Genomic DNA, 18,153 nt, shown 5'->3' on the forward strand with positions numbered 1-18,153 from the left:
GATCAGACATGTTCACCGCTCGGTTTTCGAACCGTGAATCACGTCATAGGGCGGAAATCAATGGGTCCTGACCCTAGAATTCTCTCATTAGTTGAGGAGATAGATATGCGAATTACAACCTATTTGGCATGTATCACGCTTTGCTGCAACGCGACATTCGCGCAGGCGGAGACAAGTGCAGAGGAATTGTTGAACGCAATTGATAGGATGTGCGATCAGGGCGTTCCCGAAAGGGACACGGGGTCATTGCTCGAGTTTGAGGGGGGTGCCTCAGGCGGAGCTGCCGTGAGGTTTTTTGGTCTAAGCGTTGAAGGGAACTTGAACTCTACGGAGTATGACATTCTTAACCGGCAGTTGAAGGGGCTGCGTCGGAATTTAGACGACTGCAGGTTTGAAGCGTTCAGGCTCCTCAAACCTGTTTTCATTGATGGCATTTCCTCGGATGAGTTTTCCAAAGTCACCGACAAGTGCCAAGAATCGGGCAACCTGAGAGTGTGCATTCAGACCCAGAATATATCTTTCTTTGGCTCAAATGTCCGAATTCCGGTCACGCTGGCACCGATTGACGAAGGATATGTCAACTACATTTACTCCGGCGATGGGTTTGGCCGAATTCTCACTGACACTGGTGGAGAGTACCAGCAAACCAAGGAAACCTACAATCAAGTTAGAATTAACGCAGGAGAAACGTACACGGACCTATTTTCCGCTAAGGTCGACGGCTTTGATCAAGTTGGCGAATTGGCCGTGGAAGTTTGCTTTAAGCAGCCCGCAAACAGCTGCCTTTTCTTTGATGGAATTTATCCTAAGTGATGTAAGGGTGGGATCTGCAAAGTCTGCTTCGGCGTTGAGCGGTCCTTGCCGCTTAAGGCTCAGTTGGTCTGTTCCCCAGCCCCTAACCGGACATTGGCTTCAAGTGATCAACGGCGGGATCGCGGACAAAGGGTGAGTTCGCTGCGTTTGCGCAGAAGGCTGCTTCCATGCGCTTTGTAGACCTTCACCTTGGATTGTACACGAGGCACATACAACCAGCGGTTAAAACACTGATTCAACGGGACAATCTGCCCAGTCCTCCATAAGCGAAGCGTTCGACTCGCGGTCAATGGCCAATAGCCATCTCCGGTAAACCCGGGCCGGTTCATATTGGCAAGGAAATCGATTAGAAGTGTGGGGCGTTTGCCGCCCCACACAGTGTCTTCACTATGCGTGGTGTTTCGGCATTTTCTGTAACAACACATAAAGGCCCGCCAGTACCAAAGCCGTTCCGACGACGCCGGCATTCCAGGCGGTCACAGGTTCGGTGAATCCGAACAGCCAAGGCGCCGCTACCAAAATCAAACCGTAGGAAACTCCCAGGTAGGTCTGGACCAGGTAGTGCTTGTTGTGGCCGTAACCCGCTACGGTCAAAGCCAAAAGCCCCGAGAGAATGAGTAGTCCTGCATCGCCAACGAGGGCATTGCTTAGAGCCGATTGGCCGCCGAGAAGCATGAATGGCGACAAGATGAGCCAAAGCCCTGACGCTGTGAAGGTCCATCTGAAAGCTTCACGATTCTGCATAGCGCGTACTCCAACCTTTGGTTTCAGGAGTCGATTTCAGGATCCGCGAGGTTGCCAAGCTCGACGGCGATAGCCATTTCCTCGTCGTCGACAAGCCCATCACCATTTGTGTCGATGTCGCCGAACACTTCCTCGGTGAGTTCAGGATATGAAACCTGAAGTTCAGCGAGGGATGCCTTGCCGTCGCCGTCAGTATCAATTTCGGCAGACATTGCGTTGGCGGAGAATGCGACGGATGTCATGAGGGCAGCTACGAGAGTTACATTTTTCACGTTTTTTCCAATCAAGGTAAGGCAATCCATCATGGATTGCGGTTCAAGTCCCGGCGTATTGCATTCTGCATTTGCGCAAACTGGCCCGCTTTTTCAGGCGGCCGTTATTTATTACGCAAGGGCTTTCTTGGCAGCGTCGAGTTCGTATTTCGTCTTGATGTCGTCATTCGCTTTGTGCGCGGCCTCAGCAGCGTTGTAATGTCTCCAGGCCTGCGTTCTTTTTTCACCGAAGGGTGCGCCTCCACAGCTGGCTTTGACGGACTTCATCTTCTCCGAGATGGTATTGGTGTTGAGTTTCATTGTGGTGTCCTTTCCTAGGTACTTCGAGAAAGAGCGGCGCGCGAAAGAAGGAACTCTTTTTGGGGAACTGCCACTTGCGCGCCGCTTTGAAACTCGAAAACACACTTCCTGCTGAATTTTCAGCGGGCATTTTCTAGCTAGCTTACATTCCAGTTTTCGACGCTTACACAGATCAGCTTGGAGCGACTTGATGTTAGAAAGAGGAGCCTTCAGACATGACCTGCTCAGGGGGCAGAGCGACCCAAAAAGCCGGGTCGCTGGTGCGAGCCGTTTTCAGAAATATGCTGCTCGCAGCTCATAAAGAGTGGTGCCAATGCCGCGAGCAGAAATTCGTTTCTACATCATGCCGCCCATACCACCCATGCTTTCCATGTCGGACATACTATGGCCGCCGGACTTGACAGGTTTGTCAGCCACCATCGCTTCGGTGGTAACGAGCAGGCCTGCAACCGATGCCGCATATTCAAGCGCGATCCGAACGACCTTTGTCGGATCAATAACACCGGCCTTTAACAGGTCGCCGTACTGGTCCAGCTGCGCATCATAGCCGAACGTCTTGCTGGTGTTCTCAAGTACTTTTCCAGCAACGACCGAGCCATCGACACCGGCGTTTTCAGCGATCTGGCGCAACGGGGCCTGAAGGGCTTTGCGGATGATCTTGATACCAGCATCCTGATCCGCGTTATCTCCTTTGAGACCTTCCAGAACCTTGCCTGCATGGACAAGTGCGACGCCACCGCCTGGCACGACGCCTTCCTGGACGGCCGCACGTGTTGCGTTCAAGGCGTCATCAACCCGATCCTTGCGCTCTTTCACTTCGATCTCGGTCGCGCCACCAACTTTGATCACCGCAACGCCGCCCGCCAATTTGGCCAGCCGTTCCTGCAGTTTTTCCTTGTCGTAGTCTGAGGTTGTCTCTTCGATCTGTGCACGGATTTGGGTGACTCGAGAAGCGATAGCCTCTTTGTCGCCTGCGCCGTCGATCACAGTTGTTGTTTCCTTGGTGATTGTGATCTTTTTGGCATCGCCAAGCATGTCCATCGTGACATTTTCGAGCTTGATGCCCATTTCTTCGGAAATCACTTGTCCGCCTGTCAGGACGGCAAGATCTTCCAGCATCGCTTTGCGGCGATCCCCAAAACCAGGTGCTTTGACACCGGCCACTTTCAGGCCACCGCGTAGTTTGTTCACCACAAGGGTTGCGAGCGCTTCGCCATCAATGTCCTCGGCCATCACCAAAAGCTGCTTGTTCGCCTGCATGACAGCCTCAAGCAAAGGCACCATGGGGGCCAGAGACGTCAGTTTCTTCTCGTGCAGGAGGATGACGCAGTCTTCCAGGGTCGCCGTCATCTTGGCGGTATCTGTGATGAAATACGGGCTGAGATAGCCACGATCAAACTGCATGCCTTCGACCACTTCGGTCTCGGTCTCCAGCCCTTTGTTCTCTTCGACGGTGATGACACCTTCGTTGCCGACTTTCGCCATGGCGTCCGCGATCTGGTGACCGATAGCAGCCTCACCGTTTGCGGAGATAGTGCCGACTTTGGCGATCTCGGCCGTATCGCCCACTGGCCGCGACATTGCCTTGACCTCGGCAACAACGGCGGTGACCGCTTTGTCGATCCCGCGTTTGAGGTCCATCGGGTTCATGCCCGCTGCGACTGATTTCATACCTTCCTTGACGATGGCCTGAGCGAGAACCGTGGCGGTTGTTGTGCCGTCGCCTGCCTCGTCATTGGTGCGCGATGCAACATCCTTGACGAGCTGTGCGCCCATGTTCTCGAACGCATCCGAGAGTTCGATTTCCTTGGCGACCGTAACACCGTCCTTGGTGATGCGCGGCGCGCCAAAGGATTTGTCGAGGACCACGTTGCGGCCCTTGGGTCCAAGCGTGACCTTGACGGCGTTGGCGAGCGTGTTGATGCCCTTGAGCATACGGTCACGGGAGTCCGTGCCAAATTTGACGTCTTTTGCAGACATGTCGGTATTCCTAAATGAAAGATGTGTGAAAGGGGACGCGTCGTTCAGGCCATAATGCCTAAGATGTCGCTCTCCTTCATGATCATCAGCTCTTTGCCGTCGATTTTGATTTCAGTGCCCGACCATTTGCCGAACAAAATTTTATCGCCAGCTTTGACGTCCATTGCGATACGTGCGCCGGCGTCGTCTTTTGCACCGGCACCGACGGATACGACTTCGCCTTCCTGCGGTTTTTCTTTTGCATTGTCAGGGATGATCAGGCCGCCCGAGGTCTTTTCGTCGCCTTCAATACGGCGGACCAAGACACGGTCGTGTAATGGTGTAAACATCATGGAAATGCTCCTTTTCGGGATTTCCGGGTAGGGGTGGCATGCTTAGGGACACATTGGCACTCGCCACACCTGAGTGCCAATGTATGAAAAATGGCTATCCTGATCGGTCTCTGCAATAGGTTGTTGAACTATATTTAGCTCAAACCTGCTTTTCAGAAATCGCGGCGTAGAAGGCTGTATTACTTTACCTTTTTCCCACCAATCGCCAGCGCAGGCTTTCCTGCAATGGAGTTGGCTGTGGCAGAGACCTTCGGCTTTTCTTGATTGGGTTTCTTGGGCGCAGGCGAATGATAGAGCTGCCCTTGTGATAGAGCCGTCTGCGTTTTCTGTGACGGTGGGGGAGTTCCCAGCCCTCTTCGCCCCATAAGACATCGGTAGGTCGTGGTGTGAGCGATGTCTAGACTGGCCGAAATGACGGGTCCAGTACGGTACTGGGAAGACGGCGCGGGCACCGAAGGGCATCAGCGGCGCCGGGATGCACCGGGGCTGACGGGAACGGCGTTCCGCCAGGCGCTCAACCCCTTGCAGCGCCGACAGATCCGTTCTCCAAAGCCTTCACTCCGGAAAACAGCATCGCATCTCAGACAAGGACGCTCTCGAGGTACGTCGCCAAAGGCCCTTCCGCGGGCGATGTCCGGAAATGCTACGTCGACCAAGGTTTTGTTCGCGATCATGTCAAATCCGCGCTGACTTCCGTGCGCATAGCCGACGTCCCTGTCGGTCGTGGAGGCATGCCCTCGTTTTCAGCAGCATGGATTGACGCAATGTCACGTGCACCTAGACGCGCCGGGTTCCGGTCCAGGACATCCCTGTCAGACTGGGGCGTTCGTTGCCCCGAATAGAGATGCCGCATATGTGCTGCAGAGACCCCGTCGGCCTCCATTACGAGGCGCACCATCGGATCAGCCAGCATTTCCTCAAGGAAGAAGTCGGTCAACGCTGTGCCTGTCAGCTTGTCCCTGGCGCGGGCATCGTCCAGATAGGCAAGGGAAACGGTCAGAGACCGTGCAAGCCCCGGATGCGATGTCCGGGGATGAAGTTTCACCATGACGGAGGCTTTCCAAGCTGCGGGATCCTGTTGATCCGGGGGTGAAACCAATTCCGTTTCGATCTCGTACTCTCCCGCCGGAAGCGTCTCGTTGAAGCCCGGAACGGTGAACGGGCGGGAAAAAACCGCAACGGTCTTGCTCGTCAGTTCTTCCATTGGCGTGATCCTTTCCCTTGGTGCTGCGGGTGGTCCGCGCCCCGATTCCGAACTGCGGGGGGCGTGGCCTTTTTTCGCCTCAAGATGTCTTGGATTTCGCTGCAGCTTCCTTGCCAGCGGCCTTGGGCTCGGTCTCTTTGGCAGGGGTCGTCGTTGTCTTCGCCGGCTTCGGCCTTAACGCGGCTGCAGCCCTGGCGGTCAGGTCCTTGAAGGACATATCATTGATCCTTTGATTGGCCGACGCCAACTCCTTATCCATGTCGGACCGGGATGCTTGACGCCAGTGTTCGTTATATGGGGATTGGCGACCCCGTTTACGATAGCGCATCAAAAAGGAAGCCAAGGTCAGTCAGGCCAATTCATCCGTCCAGACCTTGAATTCCGTCAAAGTGTTCTGACCAAATGTCTGGGTCAGAGGGACATCGGCAGCATCGCGACCGCGCGCGATCAGAATTCTGGCAAACCGCGGCTTGTTATTCCGCGGGTCGAACATGTGCCATTCACCAGCGAGAAAGACCTCCATCCAAGCGGCGAAGTCCCCAGGCGGATGAGGCAGAGGTTCACCGATGTCGCTCAGATATCCGGTGCAGTAGCGGGCCGGAATGTTCATGCAACGACACAGCACGATGGCGAGATGGGCAAAGTCGCGGCAGACACCCTGTCGCTCGGCGAGGGTCTGCGACGCTGTGCGCGTCGCCTTCGCCTGCATGTAGTCGAAGCGGACATGCCCATGCACGTAATCGCAGATTGCCTGAACGCGGGGCCATCCGGGGTCCGTGGTCTCGAACAGGCGCCACGCCTCCTCCGACAGAAGGTCGGTATCGCAATACCGGCTACCCTGCAGAAACACGAGGGTCTCGAAAGGCAGATCCTGGACTGCGTGCTGCAGCGCGCCCGGGGACGCGGGATCGGGTCGGCCATAGTCGCGGAAGATGCCATCCGTTGACAGCGCGACGTCGCCCGCCGGAGCCATGAGGCGCGTACACCAGTTGCCGAAGCCGTCACGGTAGCTTTCGAGCGGTACGCTCGGCGACGTCACGAGGTAATCTGCACGCTCTAGATCGCCAAAGCGCGAGTAGTGGACGTTCAGCATCGCAATCAGCGGCGTCGACTGCGGGAAGCTATATAGCAGCCGGCACCCGATGCTTACCCGCATGCCTAACGCTCCACGACGAGAAACATCTGCATCACCGTCCAAGGACGCACATTCCGTCAGCGAGCCGGAAGCCTCGATTGCAGCTCCACCGGTTTCCGGATCGGTCGAGATAGGCGTACTCCGGCAGATCGAAGGCGACGCAGGCGCCATTCAGCGGCTCGTATCCGCGCTCGCAGCTCCAGCCCGGTCCATAGGATGCCTCGTCCAGATAGGCATGCGATGGCACGACAACGGCGTCGCATCGGCCGTCGATCTTGACGAAGCCTCGCTCGCAAACCCAGGCGGCGCCATAGTTTGCGTTGGTCAAATATATGTTCGCTGGCATGGCAATCGGCAAACATGTCCCTGCAACAGCCTCATAGCCACGATCACAGGTCCATCCCGTCCCCGAGTTATCTTCTGTCAGGTAGGCACGCTCGGGAAGAACGATCGGCACGCTTGCCTCGTCCTCCTGCCGGAACCCGCGTTCGCATTGCCAATCGTAGCCGGAAGACCGGAGGAAGGCATTGGCGGGCACCGGGATGAAATTGCAGGATATCCCGTTTACCTCTTCATAGCCACGGTCGCACTCCCACCCTGTCCCGTAGGAGCGCCCGGTTGGATAGGCATGCTCTGGGATGTCGAGCGCAAGGCATTCGGTGCCCGCCACCCGGTAACCAAGATCGCAGACCCATCCGCCGCCATAGCTGCGCGGCTGGGCGTTCTCAGGCATTGGGCCCGTGCCATCCTGCGCGAGAACGGGGAAGGCGAAAGACGCTATCACACCGGCTATGACTGCCGTCTTCGCGATCAGCCTCGCGAGGGGATGCCTCATCGCCGCTTGCTCCTTGGCGGACCAGAGTCCGCCGTTTGCCGCGCGAGTCTTCGATAGCGCAAGCGTGAGCGTTCCAGTCAGCCGTCGCGTGGGCGCGGGCGGCGGCGGGGAGCCCCTGGAATTCGATCTCGATGGCATGCCTTCGTTCTCGGCCACCTGAATCGCGAAGTCCGGCGGAACTGTCGGATGAATACTAACGGTCATCGGGGCGACAACTTGTGCAAGGCCGCAGCGGCAAGAGCATGTTCCTTCTGGTGGTAGTCGCCGCGGAACTTGCCATCGACCTTCACCTCCCAGATGCCGTTTCTTTCTTGCACCTGAACTCCACCGCGCTGCGGTGGCCTGTTCATGGAAGAATCCTGTCCACCTTTGCTTTTCGGTGGCACGGGTTGCTTGTTGGTCATTTCGGGCTCCTTCGCCTTGGGCACGCGCGCTTCTCCGAGGAGCATCACGGCGCGAATCAATTCTGCCGCGTAGTCGTCCGTTTCGCGGTGGTCGTGTTCGTGCCGGGTCCGTTTCATCGGTTCCACAAACCGCTCCCGCAGGTGGTCGACAAAACGCGGCTCGGTACGGGCCATGTAAGCGATCAGGGCCTGCAGGATCCGTTCATGGGCCAGCACGCGCCGTTCAAGATCGGTCGTCTCTGCGGCCGTCCTGGTACGATTTTTCACTGATGTCATGGCTTGTCATCCTTCACGCTGCGTGGTGTGACGCTGGATGTCGTGTGCTCGAGCGTGTGCAGGCAGGCCCTCACCTCATCGCGATACAACTCTTGCCATCTACCTACCAGCCAAGCGTAAATCGTGCGCTGACCCAGGTTAGGGGCACAGAAATTAAGTGGGTGTGTCTTGCCCAGAAGCGTAAAGAAACCGACCTCGGCAGTCCGAGTGTCATTGACGTGCTTCCGCCATGATTATGGCTGTCAGCCTTCGTTGAAGACTGATTCATTGTCAAAATAGAAGCCCAAAAACCTGCGCGAGATCTTGCCTGAGCGTCATCATGCTGCCTGCTTGCCAATCGCCCAGATGATTACGAGTGCAGACAACGAGAGGAGGAGAATGGCGGCCGCCTCGATCAGTATGTTTTCCGGCGCCATTTCCTTGCCCTGCAGGACGACCAGCCGTCCGACCGCAGTGATCGCAATAAAAATTGGATACACAAACACGGAATTGCGCTTGGCATAATACACCGCAACCATTCCGATCACTTCAAGATAGAGAAACATCAGCAGAATATCGGCCAGCAGGATGGTGCCAAGGCGATATATTGCCACGATTTCGAAGGCAACGGCGAGCAGCGTCATGGCCACGATGACAACCAGCAACAGACGCTCGATGAAGTGGAACAGACCCAGGGCAAACAGTCTTTCGCCGCGCCCCGCGCCATCGTCTTCCTTTGGGGGCAGCGTCTTGTCTCCCGCTGCCGCTCCCGCTTGATACCCTCTATTCATGATTGCTGCCTTTGGCCACGAAACTATCGGCCAACGCCGACATCTGAGCGTGTCACGATCGGCGTCGCGGGGTCTTGCGCTGGTCGGGGCCTGCCGATTGACGCCACGCCACCGTCGCCTGGGACGCTGCACGGATCGCGGAGTGGGTCTGCCTCGCCCTGCATGCCGCGCAGGAACTGGAACAGATCGCTGTCCGTCGTCAGGACAAGCGTCGTGTCGTCCGAGATCATATCGCCGTAGGCCTGCATGGTTCGGGTGAAATCGTAGAATTCGACCGAAACGGCATCGACATTGTAAGCACCCGCATAGATTGCTGCTGCGGCGGCATCTGCGGCACCGCGGATTTCCTCGACGGCGCGATAGGCTTCGGACTGGATCTTGTTCAGATCCCGCACCCTGTTGCCTTGAATACGGGCCGCTTCACCGTTGCCTTCGGACAGGAAGCGTTCGGCGATCTGTCGCCGCTCCGAGATCATGCGTTCATAGATCTTGGGTCGCACACTTTCGTTGTAGTTGATGCGTTTGAAGCGGATATCGAGAAGCTCGATCCCGAAAACGCGCACCTTCTCAGCCGCCGCCTCGAAGATCTGCTGCTCGACCAGCGCCCGCCCCTTCGTGATGGGAACCAATGCGCCAATGTCCTGCGCAAGCTCCTGATCCGTCAGAAGCGTGTCCCGAAGCGGCGTTCGGCCCCTGGTCGTGCGCACGATCTCGATGAGTTCGTGCTTTGCGACGGCGTTCCGCGTCTCGCTGCCGAGGATATCATCGAGGCGCGACTGGGCGCTACGCTCATCGCGCAATCGCAAAAAGTACTGCAAAGGATCGGTGATCTTCCAGCGCGCGAAGAGATCGACTGAGATATAGAGCTTGTCCTTGGTGGGCATATCCGATGGCGAGCCATCCCACTCCAGAACCCGGCTGTCGATCCGGTTGACCTGCTGAACGAAGGGGAGTTTCAACTTGAGACCAGCCTCGGTGATCGGCGCGCCGACCGGCTTGCCGAACTGGGTGATGATGGCCTGTTCGACCTCGCCGACCGTGTAGACGGCGGATGACGCAGCGACGACCCCGGCAACCGCGACCCCCGAGGCAATAAGCGAAAGGGTCTTCATCGTTGCTCTCCTGTCTGTCGATCAAGGTTCAAAAGCGGGAGGATGCTTGCCGTGGACCCGTCGACAATGATCTTGGAACCAATTCCCGGCAGAACATCCTGAAGGGTTTCGATGTAGATCCGGCGCCGGGTCACTTCGGGCGCCAGACGGTATTCCGTCAGGAGGGCCGTGAATCGGGCCGCATCGCCCTCGGCTTCGTTGATCCGCCTTAGGCGATACCCATCGGCTTCGCGGATGCGCTGGTCCTTTTCGCCTTCGGCCAGAGGGATGACGCGGTTGTATTCGCGGCGGGCCTCGTTGATGATCCGCTCCTTCTCTTGTTGTGCCTGGTTGACCTCGTTGAACGAGGCTTGAACCGGCTGGGGCGGATTGATGTTCTTCAGCTGCACCTGGTCGATGCTGATGCCCATCGCGTATTTGGTCGCGAGCGCCTGCATCTTCAGGAGGGCTTCGCTTTCGATTTCCTGGCGCCCGACGGTGATCACCTCGTCGACTGTGCGGTCTCCCACGACTTCACGCATGACGGACTCCGAGACGTAACGCAGGGTCGCACTCGGCTCGCGCACTTCAAACAAGAACTTCCGGGGTTCGGAAATCCGGTACTGCACTACCCACTCCACGAGTGCGGCGTTGAGATCGCCAGTCACCATCTCGGTCTCGCGGCGACCGTCCGTCGGGCTCTGATAGGGGTCGGTGGCGCCCGGAGTCGTGAACCCGAACTCTTGTTTCAGCTGGCGCTTGACCGGGACCAACGTGGTCACGTCGATCCCGAACGGGATCTTGAAGTGCAGCCCCGGAGGGACCTCGGCCGCGTATTTCCCGAACCGTTGAACAATCGCGACGGAGTCGCTCGGCACCGTGTAGTAGGAAGTCCACGCCCCAAGCGCCGCAAGCGCAATGGCGGCCCCAATTGCAAGACGCTTCACCGGTGGCAGACCGTCCGGCAGGATGCCGTGCAGCCGATCCCGGCCCCGCGTGAGAATTGCGTCAACCTCAAGGGGAACGCGGGTCTGCTTGTTTTTCCAAGGTCCGCGATCTTCCGGTCCATTGTCATCAGAAGGCATCGCAAGCTCCTATCTCGGTTTTGGCAGTCGGGGCGATGCGTGGCTCGCGCGTTTGACGGTGCGACCCGTTTTGCGCCATCACATCGTCGGCTCTGAACGGCATGACCTCAGAGGTCCAGTTTCTTCAGGCAGGCTTGCGCAATGTCTCGGTCTGGGGCATCGGTTCCTGGCATCGTCGCCCAGCCGGCTGTCATGAGAGCGTCGCGCCTCTGGTAGGTTGAGGCTGCCCGGATCGTCGCAAGCTTGTCCGCCCGAGCCGGGTCTGACCGCGCCATGTCGAGGCAGACCGGTACCATTGAGGCGACGACATCGTCACGGGACATCGCCATCGCCCGGTCATTCGAAGTGCTGCCGGTTACCCAGCCGCCCCACGTGAATCCGACGACACCGACAAAGACAGCACCGATCACGGCACCATAGATGCCGGGTTTGAGCCATTCGGGAGTATTCATAGCAAGTCCTCCTGCGGAGAAAGCGCCGCTTCGCTGTGGTTGTTCATCTCAGTGGGACCTTGATCCCGGCTCAGCGCCTCATTCAGGTCGCGCTCTGATATCGTGTGCAGTTCCATCCAACCCGCCCGATCTCCTCTGCCAGGAACGGTCATATGGGTCGCGGTCCTCTGATACGTTTCGAAACCTTGCCCGCGGAGAAGTTCTTCCTGAATCAGGACTTCGTAGTCCCCGGCCGGAAGTTCGTCCGGAAAATCGGCTAGGCTGAACGGGTGCAGGAAAGTCACCCTCAAACTGGATGAACGCACGCTCATCTCTGGCCTCCACGATTTTGGCAGATCCGTCGCTCGCCACTGTTGACGGCCCCTTGGTTTCCGGACCTGACCAGTCGAACGATTTCTCCTCTTGTACTTCGGAAACGTTCGACTTGTGCTGACACATGTTAGTCCCTGGCGCCGCGCGGGTAGAGAACACCCTGGGGAGGTTTCCGGCCCTGACCTGTGTAAGGGCGCGCGGACCGACCTGCGCGTACACTTTGGGAAACAGGGATGATCTGCATTCCTGCAACCCTTGAAAGGATTGGCTATGGCCGACCCCAATGTACTCAACCCGCACCCGCCCGAGTTCGATCGGTTTCTGCATGCGTCGGTCGGCGCGGACCGGAACGGCTATACCGTGACTGTGCTCTCCACGCTCGCGCGGCTTGGCCTCGATCCATGGAAGGAAACCGCTGAACTGGTCATGCTGGGGCACGATGCCGCGCAGGCACGGTTGGGAACGCTGCTTGCCCGATTTCGGGACGTACCCGCGCTCGCCAGTGATCACGGTAGGATCGCACGAGACTTGAGCGAGCTGCTTCCCGAAGGCCGGGCGTCAGGCAGCCTGAAGCGAGCTGCCTCGACGGTGACCGGCGACCGCCCGGGGACAAGCGGAGCGATCTGGGCGGTGCTCGCGATTGTCTTCCTTCTATTTCAGATGTTTATGGTTGGCGGGTCGGGGTCAGGCGAATGACTGTATCAACCGCGACCGCGAAGAGACCGGCCCATGCGGCACACAAGTCCGGCACGCTATCACCGCTTGAACAGGGCGTTCTGTGGGACATGGAGGAACACTTCTGGACCAGTGGCGCCGACAACGCGCGGGCGACGACAGCGACCAACGCAGTCATGGTCTTCCCCTATCCGCCCGGGATCCTCCAGGGTGACCAGATCTGGCCCCATCTTCGCGAAAGGACCGGCTGGCGTTCCGCCGTCATGGCCGAACGGCGCGTGACGCGATGCGGTGACATCGCGATCCTCACCTATCGGGTCTCGGCGGAGAAGCCCGACGTGCCAATCTACAAGGCGCTCTGCGCCTCGACCTATCTTAACGATGACGAGACTTGGGTAAGGATTTCCCACCAGCAAACTGTGGTGACATGAGAAGCGCAGAGGCAATCGACCTGCCGCGGCCGCCAGGACTAACCTACGTCAGTACGGCGTGGCGCCAACATCGGTTAGGTGGGACGTGCCCGCCGAGTATTTGGCGGTGCATCTTTTTCCGAGTACCCGAGAAGCGTGTGGGCTTGCCGATCCCAAAAGGGTCGGCATGTCGGCGCGCTTCTTATTCTCGGAACGTCCAGGAAAGGACAATTCCAATGACTCCCGAACAGAACAAGACTGCCGAAAAGATGACGTCCGTGAAGGCCGCGTGGGACAAGGCGCCCGCTGGTCCGAAGAAGGACACGGCGCTGAAGCACTACCAGGCAGCCGAGAAAGCCAACACGGCGAAGAACGACGCCGAGACCAACAAAGAACTCGATGCGGCGACCCACGCGCTCGCTTGATGTCCAGCGTCTGACCTGAACACCGGGGCCGCCCGCCGATCAATGGCCGGCGGCCCTTCTTATTTCAAGAGCGGTCCGGTCTGATCCAGATACGCTGCATCAAACTCAGCCAGTTCCACCAACCCGGCATGATCTTCAAAGGACACGCGCCCGTCTCGAAAGGTCATCAGCCCTCTTTCGCGCAGCTGTCGCAGGACGCGATTCACATGAATGGCACTTAACCCCAGCACATCGGCCAAGTGATACTGGGTCAGTGGGCAGTCGTATCCTTCCCGGGATCCCATATCCACCAGTGCCAGCCTCGATCCCAGTTCCAACAGAAAATGTGCCATCCGGGCGTCCGCGTCGCGCCTGCCGATCCCGACAAGGTGTTCGACCACCATTGCCTCGTCCCGCGACGCCGCCCAGAGAATGGCTGTCGCAAGCCGCGGCGTCTGCGCGAAGGCCGCCAGAAGGTCGCTCTTCAACACTTCGGCAGCCTCGATTTCCACGATGGGTTCGAAACTGTGATCAGAGGTGCGCAACAGCAAGCTGCGCAAGCCGAGGAAATCCCCGGGCACCTGGAAGTCGACGATCTGGCGTGTCCCGTCAGGCTGGAGCTTGTAGGAACAGACCCAACCCGCGGACAGGATATAGGCAGCCTGATCCGACTGCCCCTGATGCACCATATCGCGCCCAGCGACGAAGGAGCGGCGGCGCTGGTGCAGGCGCTCGAGCACATCCAACTCCGCCTTTGACAAAGCGACAAAGGCCGAAAGCTTGCGGGTGAGCGGGCTGGTCTCGAATGGTGTCATAGCTTCTCCCTGACAGTTCCGTCAGCCGCGTGGAAATCGTTTCTTCGACTGCTCTCGATCAGTCCAGCATAGCTCATATCGTGCGAGAAGTATGGGTAGGTCCGGTGCGATTTCGGGCCAGATCGCGAAACAAGAAGGGGAATCCGAAGATGTCTACGGCGAACGAGCATTCAGGACAGGCCGCCCTTTCAATCTGCGAAGCACTTCTGCTTGCCATGAACGATGGCGGACTGCTGCCGGAGCATGAGATCGTAGGTGTTCTTCGCGACGCCGCAGCAACTCATGAGAACGCAAAGGGATCGGAGGCCGAAACGGAAACGCACCGATCTGTTGCGGCACTCATCAACCAGATCATCGCTGGTGGCAACTCCGTTCGGAGGCCGCAAGTGTAAACGCTCAATCACACAGGATTTCTATTGCCGATGAAGCTTTCGTCCTATTCAACCAACAGTCGTCGCCAAGGGCGGGATCGAGAAGAGTTACCGGATCAGACCACCAACCGGGTCCGCAAAGCTCAGCCTCTGAGCGCGCCGCAGCCCCCAGTACAAGCGCGGACCTCGTCGATCACGGGTAAGGAGCCGGGCACGCGAAATGCTGCCGGTCAGACTGATCTGATGCGGGAAGAGCCCAATTTGGCTCCGTCAGACTGGTCGCGGGCGATGGCGAAATACCGACAGCCAATCCATTCGCGCAGCATCTTCGAGCTGACTGTAACAGTGGCCCCGTTTGTGGCAATATGGGCGGTCGCCTGGTGGATGCTCTCGATCAGTACTGCGCTGGCAATGGCCCTGGCACTGGTGAATGCGGCGTTCCTCGTCCGACTGTTCATGATCCAGCACGATTGCGGTCACGGGTCCCTGTTTCGCAATCGGCGCCTGTGCGACTTGATCGGTCGCGTTATCGGCGTGATCACGCTGACGCCCTATGACGTCTGGCGCAAAACGCACGCAATCCATCATGCCACGACCGGAAACCTCGACCGGCGGGGTGTCGGAGATATGCCGACCCTCACAGTCACGGAATACCGAGAAAAGGGGTGGCTCGGCCGGGCGCTCTATCGGCTTATCCGCAATCCAGTTTTCCTGCTCGGGGTGGTGCCATTCTATACGTTCTTTTTGCAGAACCGACTGCCCGTTCACTTAATGCGGTCTGGCTGGCGATACTGGCTGAGCGCGATGGGAACAAACGCCGCCATTGGTTCGGCGCTGACCTTGATCGTCTGGCTGGGTGGATGGGACGTTGTTCTGTTCGTCTTCCTGCCAACCATGTTCTTGGGTGCAGTCGCCGGCATGTGGTTCTTCTATGTCCAGCATCAGTTCGAAGAAACCAGTTGGCGGCACGAAGAAAACTGGAACATCCACGAAGCAGCACTTAACGGAAGCTCACATTACGATCTTCCAGGCGTTCTACGCTGGATTACTGGCAATATCGGTGTCCACCATGTTCATCATTTGGCCAGTCGAATTCCGTTTTATCGCCTGCCAGAGGTGATCGAGGATCACGAGATTCTGGCACAGACCAAACGCATCACGCTTCGGCAAAGTCTCCGCTGCGCGCACCTCCACCTCTGGGATGAGCATCGCCGCAGACTTTTGTCGTTCGCCGAGGCACGCGCTCTGTCCGCCTGAAGCTTCCATGATATGATGCCTGGGCAAAGAGACGCGCGAGGGTGCCTACAGGGCTGTGATGTGAGAGCGGTGCATCTTCTAATTGGAAAAGGCACGCTCATCGCATGATCGACGATCCCCGGACTCTGCCTCATGAGGCCGCCGACAGAATAACAAAGCCATTTGTGCGCTTTCTGAAAATCGAAGCGGCGGCAGGAGGGCTCCTGCTTCTGGCGGTTCTACTGGCCTTGGCGCTGGCGAATTCACCTTGGCGAGAGGCCTTTCTGGGCTTTTGGGAGACGCCCATTGGCCTGACATTCGGCTCGTTGGATTTCACCCGCTCGCTGCGACACTGGATCAATGACGGTTTGATGACGCTCTTCTTCTTTGTGCTTTCGTTGGAGCTCAAGCGGGAGATCGTGCTGGGCGAATTGCGAAACCCTCGACAGGCCGCCCTGCCGTTTGCAGGCGCAGTGGGTGGCATGGTTGTACCGGTCTCCCTGTTTCTTGCGATGATGTACGGGCAACCCGTGATGCACGGCTGGGGAACCGTGATGGCGACGGATACGGCGTTCGTGATCGGATGCCTGGCCCTTTTCGGAAACCGGATCCCGCCCACCTTGCGTCTGTTCCTGCTTTCCCTCGCTATCTTTGATGATGTCGGCGCGATACTCGTGGTCGCCCTTGGATACGGGGAAGCGTTGACTTGGTCGGCCCTCGGGTTGGGCTTGCTGGGAATTGGTATTGTAGCAACCGCCTCGCGCCTCGGGATCAGAAGCATCCCGGTCTATTTCTTCATGGGAGCGGCAGTCTGGCTGTGCTTCGATGCCTCTGGCGTTCACGCGACCATCGCCGGTGTCATTCTGGGCCTCATGACCCCTACCCGAATTTGGGTGAGCGATATTCGCCTGCGTGTGATCCTCGGGCGCGTACTCGCCGCTCCGAACGGCGACCATCGGCAAGGGGATGTTGCAGGCCATCATGACCTTCGTCAGGCGGGCCGAGCGCTCACCGAATCGCTCTCGCCAGTCGAACGTCTTGAGATAATGCTGCACCCTTGGGTCGGCTTTGCAATCATGCCGATCTTCGCGCTGGCAAATGCTGGCATCACGATTGGCGGTGCCGATTTTGGACAACCGGTTTCCGTGGCGATCATTGTCGGCCTGGTGCTGGGAAAACCGATTGGCGTCCTCGGGTTCAGCTGGCTTGCGGTCCGCTCAGGCCTGGCTGTGCTCGCGCCAGGGCTGTCGTGGCCATTCATCATCGCCGGCTCGTTTCTCACGGGAATCGGTTTCACGATGTCGCTGTTTATTGCGAGCCTCGCATTCGACTGGTCCGTCCTAAATGCGGCGAAGTTGGGCATTCTCAGCGGATCAGCTCTCTCCGCGATGCTCGGAGTCGCACTGCTGATCTGGCTGACACAGCGAAGGACGTGACAACAACTCACCGCTGGTACGATGCGCGACCTCGTTCATGTACCGCCAATGTCCATGGTCGATGTCGACGCTACGCGCTGGATGGGCATTGCCACCACGTGCCGCACGTCGCAACGGGCAGGAGTATCGAGTTCGAGAACACAGCATCCTTCTGATCCCGGGCGCTCAGTCCCCTGCTCCCGATCCGTGTCAGTGCAAGAAACAGCACGAAAAAGACAAATCCCGTCGCGACCAAGAGGTACATTCAGCCGAGGTTTGTGGCTGTCGCATGGAGCACTGCACGCTCGATCGCCGCAGGCATGATCGCGGCGGCTAGCACGAAGATGGCAACGACCGCCACCGAAACGGGAAAACGCCGACCTTCAACTCACCAACTCTTTGATGGGCACGACAAAGGACAAAGGACTACGTGCCGTTGCAGACTTGGTGAGATCTCTAGGCCGTTCCAAGTCCAACTCGCTTCAATTTAGCCAAATCCACACAATCGCCAAACGCCCGACAGAGTGCGCCAGAACGCGATTTTTTGTTGCACATACGGTGCACACGGAATCAATTAAGATACTGAATTTACTGACTAACCCGTCTAGTCCATCACCGGACAGACGCAAAAAACATCCTCGAATGACCGCTTCGCACCTTTGTCGGACCTTGGTACAGAGCGCAGCATCCGGAAAAATGGGCTCAATGTGGACATCTGACAGTTTCGGTCGGTTGACGGGTGCCAGCCCGAAGCATGCGTAATTGGGCTGACCCTGAACTGAGGTCGAGCTCCCGATAGGATCACAGGATATCTGTGAACAT

22 protein-coding genes are annotated in these 18,153 nt (G+C 58.0%); 7 read left to right on the top strand and 15 right to left on the bottom strand.

Going from position 1 to position 18,153, the window contains the following annotated elements; genetic code table 11:
- The first annotated feature begins 105 nt into the window (after positions 1-105).
- Positions 106-813, top strand: a complete 708-nt coding sequence (locus Q1A20_RS24900; protein WP_299919401.1) for a hypothetical protein — start codon at positions 106-108, stop codon at positions 811-813.
- Positions 814-1,200: 387 nt separating this feature from the next.
- Here the strand turns inward: Q1A20_RS24900 and Q1A20_RS24905 are convergent, their stop codons facing one another.
- The 14 genes from Q1A20_RS24905 to Q1A20_RS24970 all read right to left on the bottom strand — a co-directional run bounded on the left by Q1A20_RS24905 (position 1,201) and on the right by Q1A20_RS24970 (position 12,004).
- Positions 1,201-1,557, bottom strand: a complete 357-nt coding sequence (locus tag Q1A20_RS24905) for an SPW repeat protein (protein ID WP_299919404.1) — start codon at positions 1,555-1,557, stop codon at positions 1,201-1,203.
- Between the two features lie 23 nt (positions 1,558-1,580).
- On the bottom strand, positions 1,581-1,829 hold the full coding sequence (locus tag Q1A20_RS24910; RefSeq protein WP_299919407.1) for an EF-hand domain-containing protein: 249 nt from the start codon (positions 1,827-1,829) through the stop codon (positions 1,581-1,583).
- Between the two features lie 111 nt (positions 1,830-1,940).
- Entirely contained in the window at positions 1,941-2,129 is a 189-nt protein-coding gene (locus tag Q1A20_RS24915; protein WP_299919410.1) for a hypothetical protein, read from the bottom strand.
- A gap of 336 nt (positions 2,130-2,465) precedes the next feature.
- Entirely contained in the window at positions 2,466-4,109 is a 1,644-nt protein-coding gene (gene groL / locus Q1A20_RS24920) for a chaperonin GroEL (RefSeq protein WP_299919412.1), read from the bottom strand.
- Between the two features lie 44 nt (positions 4,110-4,153).
- On the bottom strand, positions 4,154-4,441 hold the full coding sequence (locus Q1A20_RS24925) for a co-chaperone GroES (protein WP_299919415.1): 288 nt from the start codon (positions 4,439-4,441) through the stop codon (positions 4,154-4,156).
- A gap of 670 nt (positions 4,442-5,111) precedes the next feature.
- Positions 5,112-5,645 (bottom strand): hypothetical protein, encoded by a 534-nt coding sequence (locus Q1A20_RS24930; RefSeq protein WP_299919417.1) that lies wholly within the window; start codon positions 5,643-5,645, stop codon positions 5,112-5,114.
- A 349-nt stretch (positions 5,646-5,994) separates the two neighbouring features.
- Positions 5,995-6,801: a transglutaminase family protein gene (locus Q1A20_RS24935; protein WP_299919420.1), complete on the bottom strand. Its 807-nt coding sequence runs from the start codon at positions 6,799-6,801 to the stop codon at positions 5,995-5,997.
- Positions 6,802-6,832: 31 nt separating this feature from the next.
- The gene (locus Q1A20_RS24940) at positions 6,833-7,615 is read right to left on the bottom strand and encodes a hypothetical protein (protein WP_299919423.1); all 783 of its coding nucleotides are present in this window, start codon (positions 7,613-7,615) and stop codon (positions 6,833-6,835) included.
- Between the two features lie 200 nt (positions 7,616-7,815).
- A complete protein-coding gene (locus Q1A20_RS24945) occupies positions 7,816-8,295 on the bottom strand; it encodes a hypothetical protein (protein ID WP_298976167.1) in 480 nt (159 codons plus the stop codon).
- Positions 8,296-8,612: 317 nt separating this feature from the next.
- The gene (locus Q1A20_RS24950) at positions 8,613-9,065 is read right to left on the bottom strand and encodes a phosphate-starvation-inducible PsiE family protein (protein WP_298976166.1); all 453 of its coding nucleotides are present in this window, start codon (positions 9,063-9,065) and stop codon (positions 8,613-8,615) included.
- A gap of 23 nt (positions 9,066-9,088) precedes the next feature.
- Positions 9,089-10,177: a protease modulator HflC gene (hflC, locus tag Q1A20_RS24955; protein WP_299919426.1), complete on the bottom strand. Its 1,089-nt coding sequence runs from the start codon at positions 10,175-10,177 to the stop codon at positions 9,089-9,091.
- Positions 10,174-11,241 carry an FtsH protease activity modulator HflK gene (hflK, locus tag Q1A20_RS24960; RefSeq protein ID WP_299506255.1) on the bottom strand — a complete coding sequence of 356 codons (1,068 nt, stop codon included), beginning with the start codon at positions 11,239-11,241 and terminating at the stop codon, positions 10,174-10,176. Before hflK ends, hflC begins: the two co-directional genes overlap by 4 nt.
- A gap of 107 nt (positions 11,242-11,348) precedes the next feature.
- Complete coding sequence (locus Q1A20_RS24965; RefSeq protein ID WP_299919428.1) at positions 11,349-11,693, bottom strand: hypothetical protein; 345 nt, start codon at positions 11,691-11,693, stop codon at positions 11,349-11,351.
- Positions 11,690-12,004, bottom strand: a complete 315-nt coding sequence (locus Q1A20_RS24970; RefSeq protein WP_299410636.1) for a hypothetical protein — start codon at positions 12,002-12,004, stop codon at positions 11,690-11,692. Before Q1A20_RS24970 ends, Q1A20_RS24965 begins: the two co-directional genes overlap by 4 nt.
- A 271-nt stretch (positions 12,005-12,275) precedes the next feature.
- On the opposite strand from Q1A20_RS24970, the gene Q1A20_RS24975 reads away from it, so the two are divergent.
- The 3 genes from Q1A20_RS24975 (at position 12,276) to Q1A20_RS24985 (ending at position 13,515) form a co-directional block, all read left to right on the top strand.
- Positions 12,276-12,701, top strand: a complete 426-nt coding sequence (locus Q1A20_RS24975; protein WP_299410634.1) for a hypothetical protein — start codon at positions 12,276-12,278, stop codon at positions 12,699-12,701.
- A complete protein-coding gene (locus Q1A20_RS24980; RefSeq protein ID WP_299919430.1) occupies positions 12,698-13,111 on the top strand; it encodes a hypothetical protein in 414 nt (137 codons plus the stop codon). Before Q1A20_RS24975 ends, Q1A20_RS24980 begins: the two co-directional genes overlap by 4 nt.
- Before the next feature lie 215 nt (positions 13,112-13,326).
- Positions 13,327-13,515 carry a hypothetical protein gene (locus Q1A20_RS24985; protein ID WP_299410632.1) on the top strand — a complete coding sequence of 63 codons (189 nt, stop codon included), beginning with the start codon at positions 13,327-13,329 and terminating at the stop codon, positions 13,513-13,515.
- Between the two features lie 59 nt (positions 13,516-13,574).
- On the opposite strand, the gene Q1A20_RS24990 is transcribed toward Q1A20_RS24985, so the two are convergent.
- Entirely contained in the window at positions 13,575-14,309 is a 735-nt protein-coding gene (locus Q1A20_RS24990) for a Crp/Fnr family transcriptional regulator (RefSeq protein WP_299919432.1), read from the bottom strand.
- 149 nt (positions 14,310-14,458) lie between these two features.
- Between Q1A20_RS24990 and Q1A20_RS24995 the strand changes: the two genes are divergently transcribed.
- The 3 genes from Q1A20_RS24995 to nhaA all read left to right on the top strand — a co-directional run bounded on the left by Q1A20_RS24995 (position 14,459) and on the right by nhaA (position 17,352).
- On the top strand, positions 14,459-14,701 hold the full coding sequence (locus tag Q1A20_RS24995; RefSeq protein ID WP_263845023.1) for a hypothetical protein: 243 nt from the start codon (positions 14,459-14,461) through the stop codon (positions 14,699-14,701).
- A 222-nt stretch (positions 14,702-14,923) separates the two neighbouring features.
- Positions 14,924-15,937: a fatty acid desaturase gene (locus Q1A20_RS25000; protein ID WP_299919434.1), complete on the top strand. Its 1,014-nt coding sequence runs from the start codon at positions 14,924-14,926 to the stop codon at positions 15,935-15,937.
- A gap of 104 nt (positions 15,938-16,041) precedes the next feature.
- On the top strand, positions 16,042-17,352 hold the full coding sequence (gene nhaA, locus Q1A20_RS25005; RefSeq protein WP_299740997.1) for a Na+/H+ antiporter NhaA: 1,311 nt from the start codon (positions 16,042-16,044) through the stop codon (positions 17,350-17,352).
- Positions 17,353-18,153: the final 801 nt, after the last annotated feature.

The organism is uncultured Roseobacter sp. (assembly GCF_947501835.1).
Classification (GTDB): Bacteria; Pseudomonadota; Alphaproteobacteria; order Rhodobacterales; family Rhodobacteraceae; genus Roseobacter.

What these genes read in the sequence shown, in the direction of transcription:
- Q1A20_RS24905 (WP_299919404.1), bottom strand. Translation starts at nt 1,557, where the DNA reads ATGCAGAATCGTGAAGCTTTCAGATGGACCTTCACAGCGTCAGGGCTT.
- Q1A20_RS24950 (WP_298976166.1), bottom strand. Translation starts at nt 9,065, where the DNA reads ATGAATAGAGGGTATCAAGCGGGAGCGGCAGCGGGAGACAAGACGCTG.
- groL (WP_299919412.1), bottom strand. Translation starts at nt 4,109, where the DNA reads ATGTCTGCAAAAGACGTCAAATTTGGCACGGACTCCCGTGACCGTATG.
- Q1A20_RS24925 (WP_299919415.1), bottom strand. Translation starts at nt 4,441, where the DNA reads ATGATGTTTACACCATTACACGACCGTGTCTTGGTCCGCCGTATTGAA.
- nhaA (WP_299740997.1), top strand. Translation starts at nt 16,042, where the DNA reads ATGATCGACGATCCCCGGACTCTGCCTCATGAGGCCGCCGACAGAATA.
- Q1A20_RS24980 (WP_299919430.1), top strand. Translation starts at nt 12,698, where the DNA reads ATGACTGTATCAACCGCGACCGCGAAGAGACCGGCCCATGCGGCACAC.
- Q1A20_RS25000 (WP_299919434.1), top strand. Translation starts at nt 14,924, where the DNA reads ATGCGGGAAGAGCCCAATTTGGCTCCGTCAGACTGGTCGCGGGCGATG.
- Q1A20_RS24970 (WP_299410636.1), bottom strand. Translation starts at nt 12,004, where the DNA reads ATGAGCGTGCGTTCATCCAGTTTGAGGGTGACTTTCCTGCACCCGTTC.
- Q1A20_RS24915 (WP_299919410.1), bottom strand. Translation starts at nt 2,129, where the DNA reads ATGAAACTCAACACCAATACCATCTCGGAGAAGATGAAGTCCGTCAAA.
- Q1A20_RS24975 (WP_299410634.1), top strand. Translation starts at nt 12,276, where the DNA reads ATGGCCGACCCCAATGTACTCAACCCGCACCCGCCCGAGTTCGATCGG.
- hflC (WP_299919426.1), bottom strand. Translation starts at nt 10,177, where the DNA reads ATGAAGACCCTTTCGCTTATTGCCTCGGGGGTCGCGGTTGCCGGGGTC.
- Q1A20_RS24900 (WP_299919401.1), top strand. Translation starts at nt 106, where the DNA reads ATGCGAATTACAACCTATTTGGCATGTATCACGCTTTGCTGCAACGCG.
- Q1A20_RS24985 (WP_299410632.1), top strand. Translation starts at nt 13,327, where the DNA reads ATGACTCCCGAACAGAACAAGACTGCCGAAAAGATGACGTCCGTGAAG.
- Q1A20_RS24965 (WP_299919428.1), bottom strand. Translation starts at nt 11,693, where the DNA reads ATGAATACTCCCGAATGGCTCAAACCCGGCATCTATGGTGCCGTGATC.
- Q1A20_RS24935 (WP_299919420.1), bottom strand. Translation starts at nt 6,801, where the DNA reads ATGCGGGTAAGCATCGGGTGCCGGCTGCTATATAGCTTCCCGCAGTCG.
- Q1A20_RS24995 (WP_263845023.1), top strand. Translation starts at nt 14,459, where the DNA reads ATGTCTACGGCGAACGAGCATTCAGGACAGGCCGCCCTTTCAATCTGC.
- Q1A20_RS24930 (WP_299919417.1), bottom strand. Translation starts at nt 5,645, where the DNA reads ATGGAAGAACTGACGAGCAAGACCGTTGCGGTTTTTTCCCGCCCGTTC.
- Q1A20_RS24990 (WP_299919432.1), bottom strand. Translation starts at nt 14,309, where the DNA reads ATGACACCATTCGAGACCAGCCCGCTCACCCGCAAGCTTTCGGCCTTT.
- Q1A20_RS24945 (WP_298976167.1), bottom strand. Translation starts at nt 8,295, where the DNA reads ATGACATCAGTGAAAAATCGTACCAGGACGGCCGCAGAGACGACCGAT.
- Q1A20_RS24940 (WP_299919423.1), bottom strand. Translation starts at nt 7,615, where the DNA reads ATGAGGCATCCCCTCGCGAGGCTGATCGCGAAGACGGCAGTCATAGCC.
- hflK (WP_299506255.1), bottom strand. Translation starts at nt 11,241, where the DNA reads ATGCCTTCTGATGACAATGGACCGGAAGATCGCGGACCTTGGAAAAAC.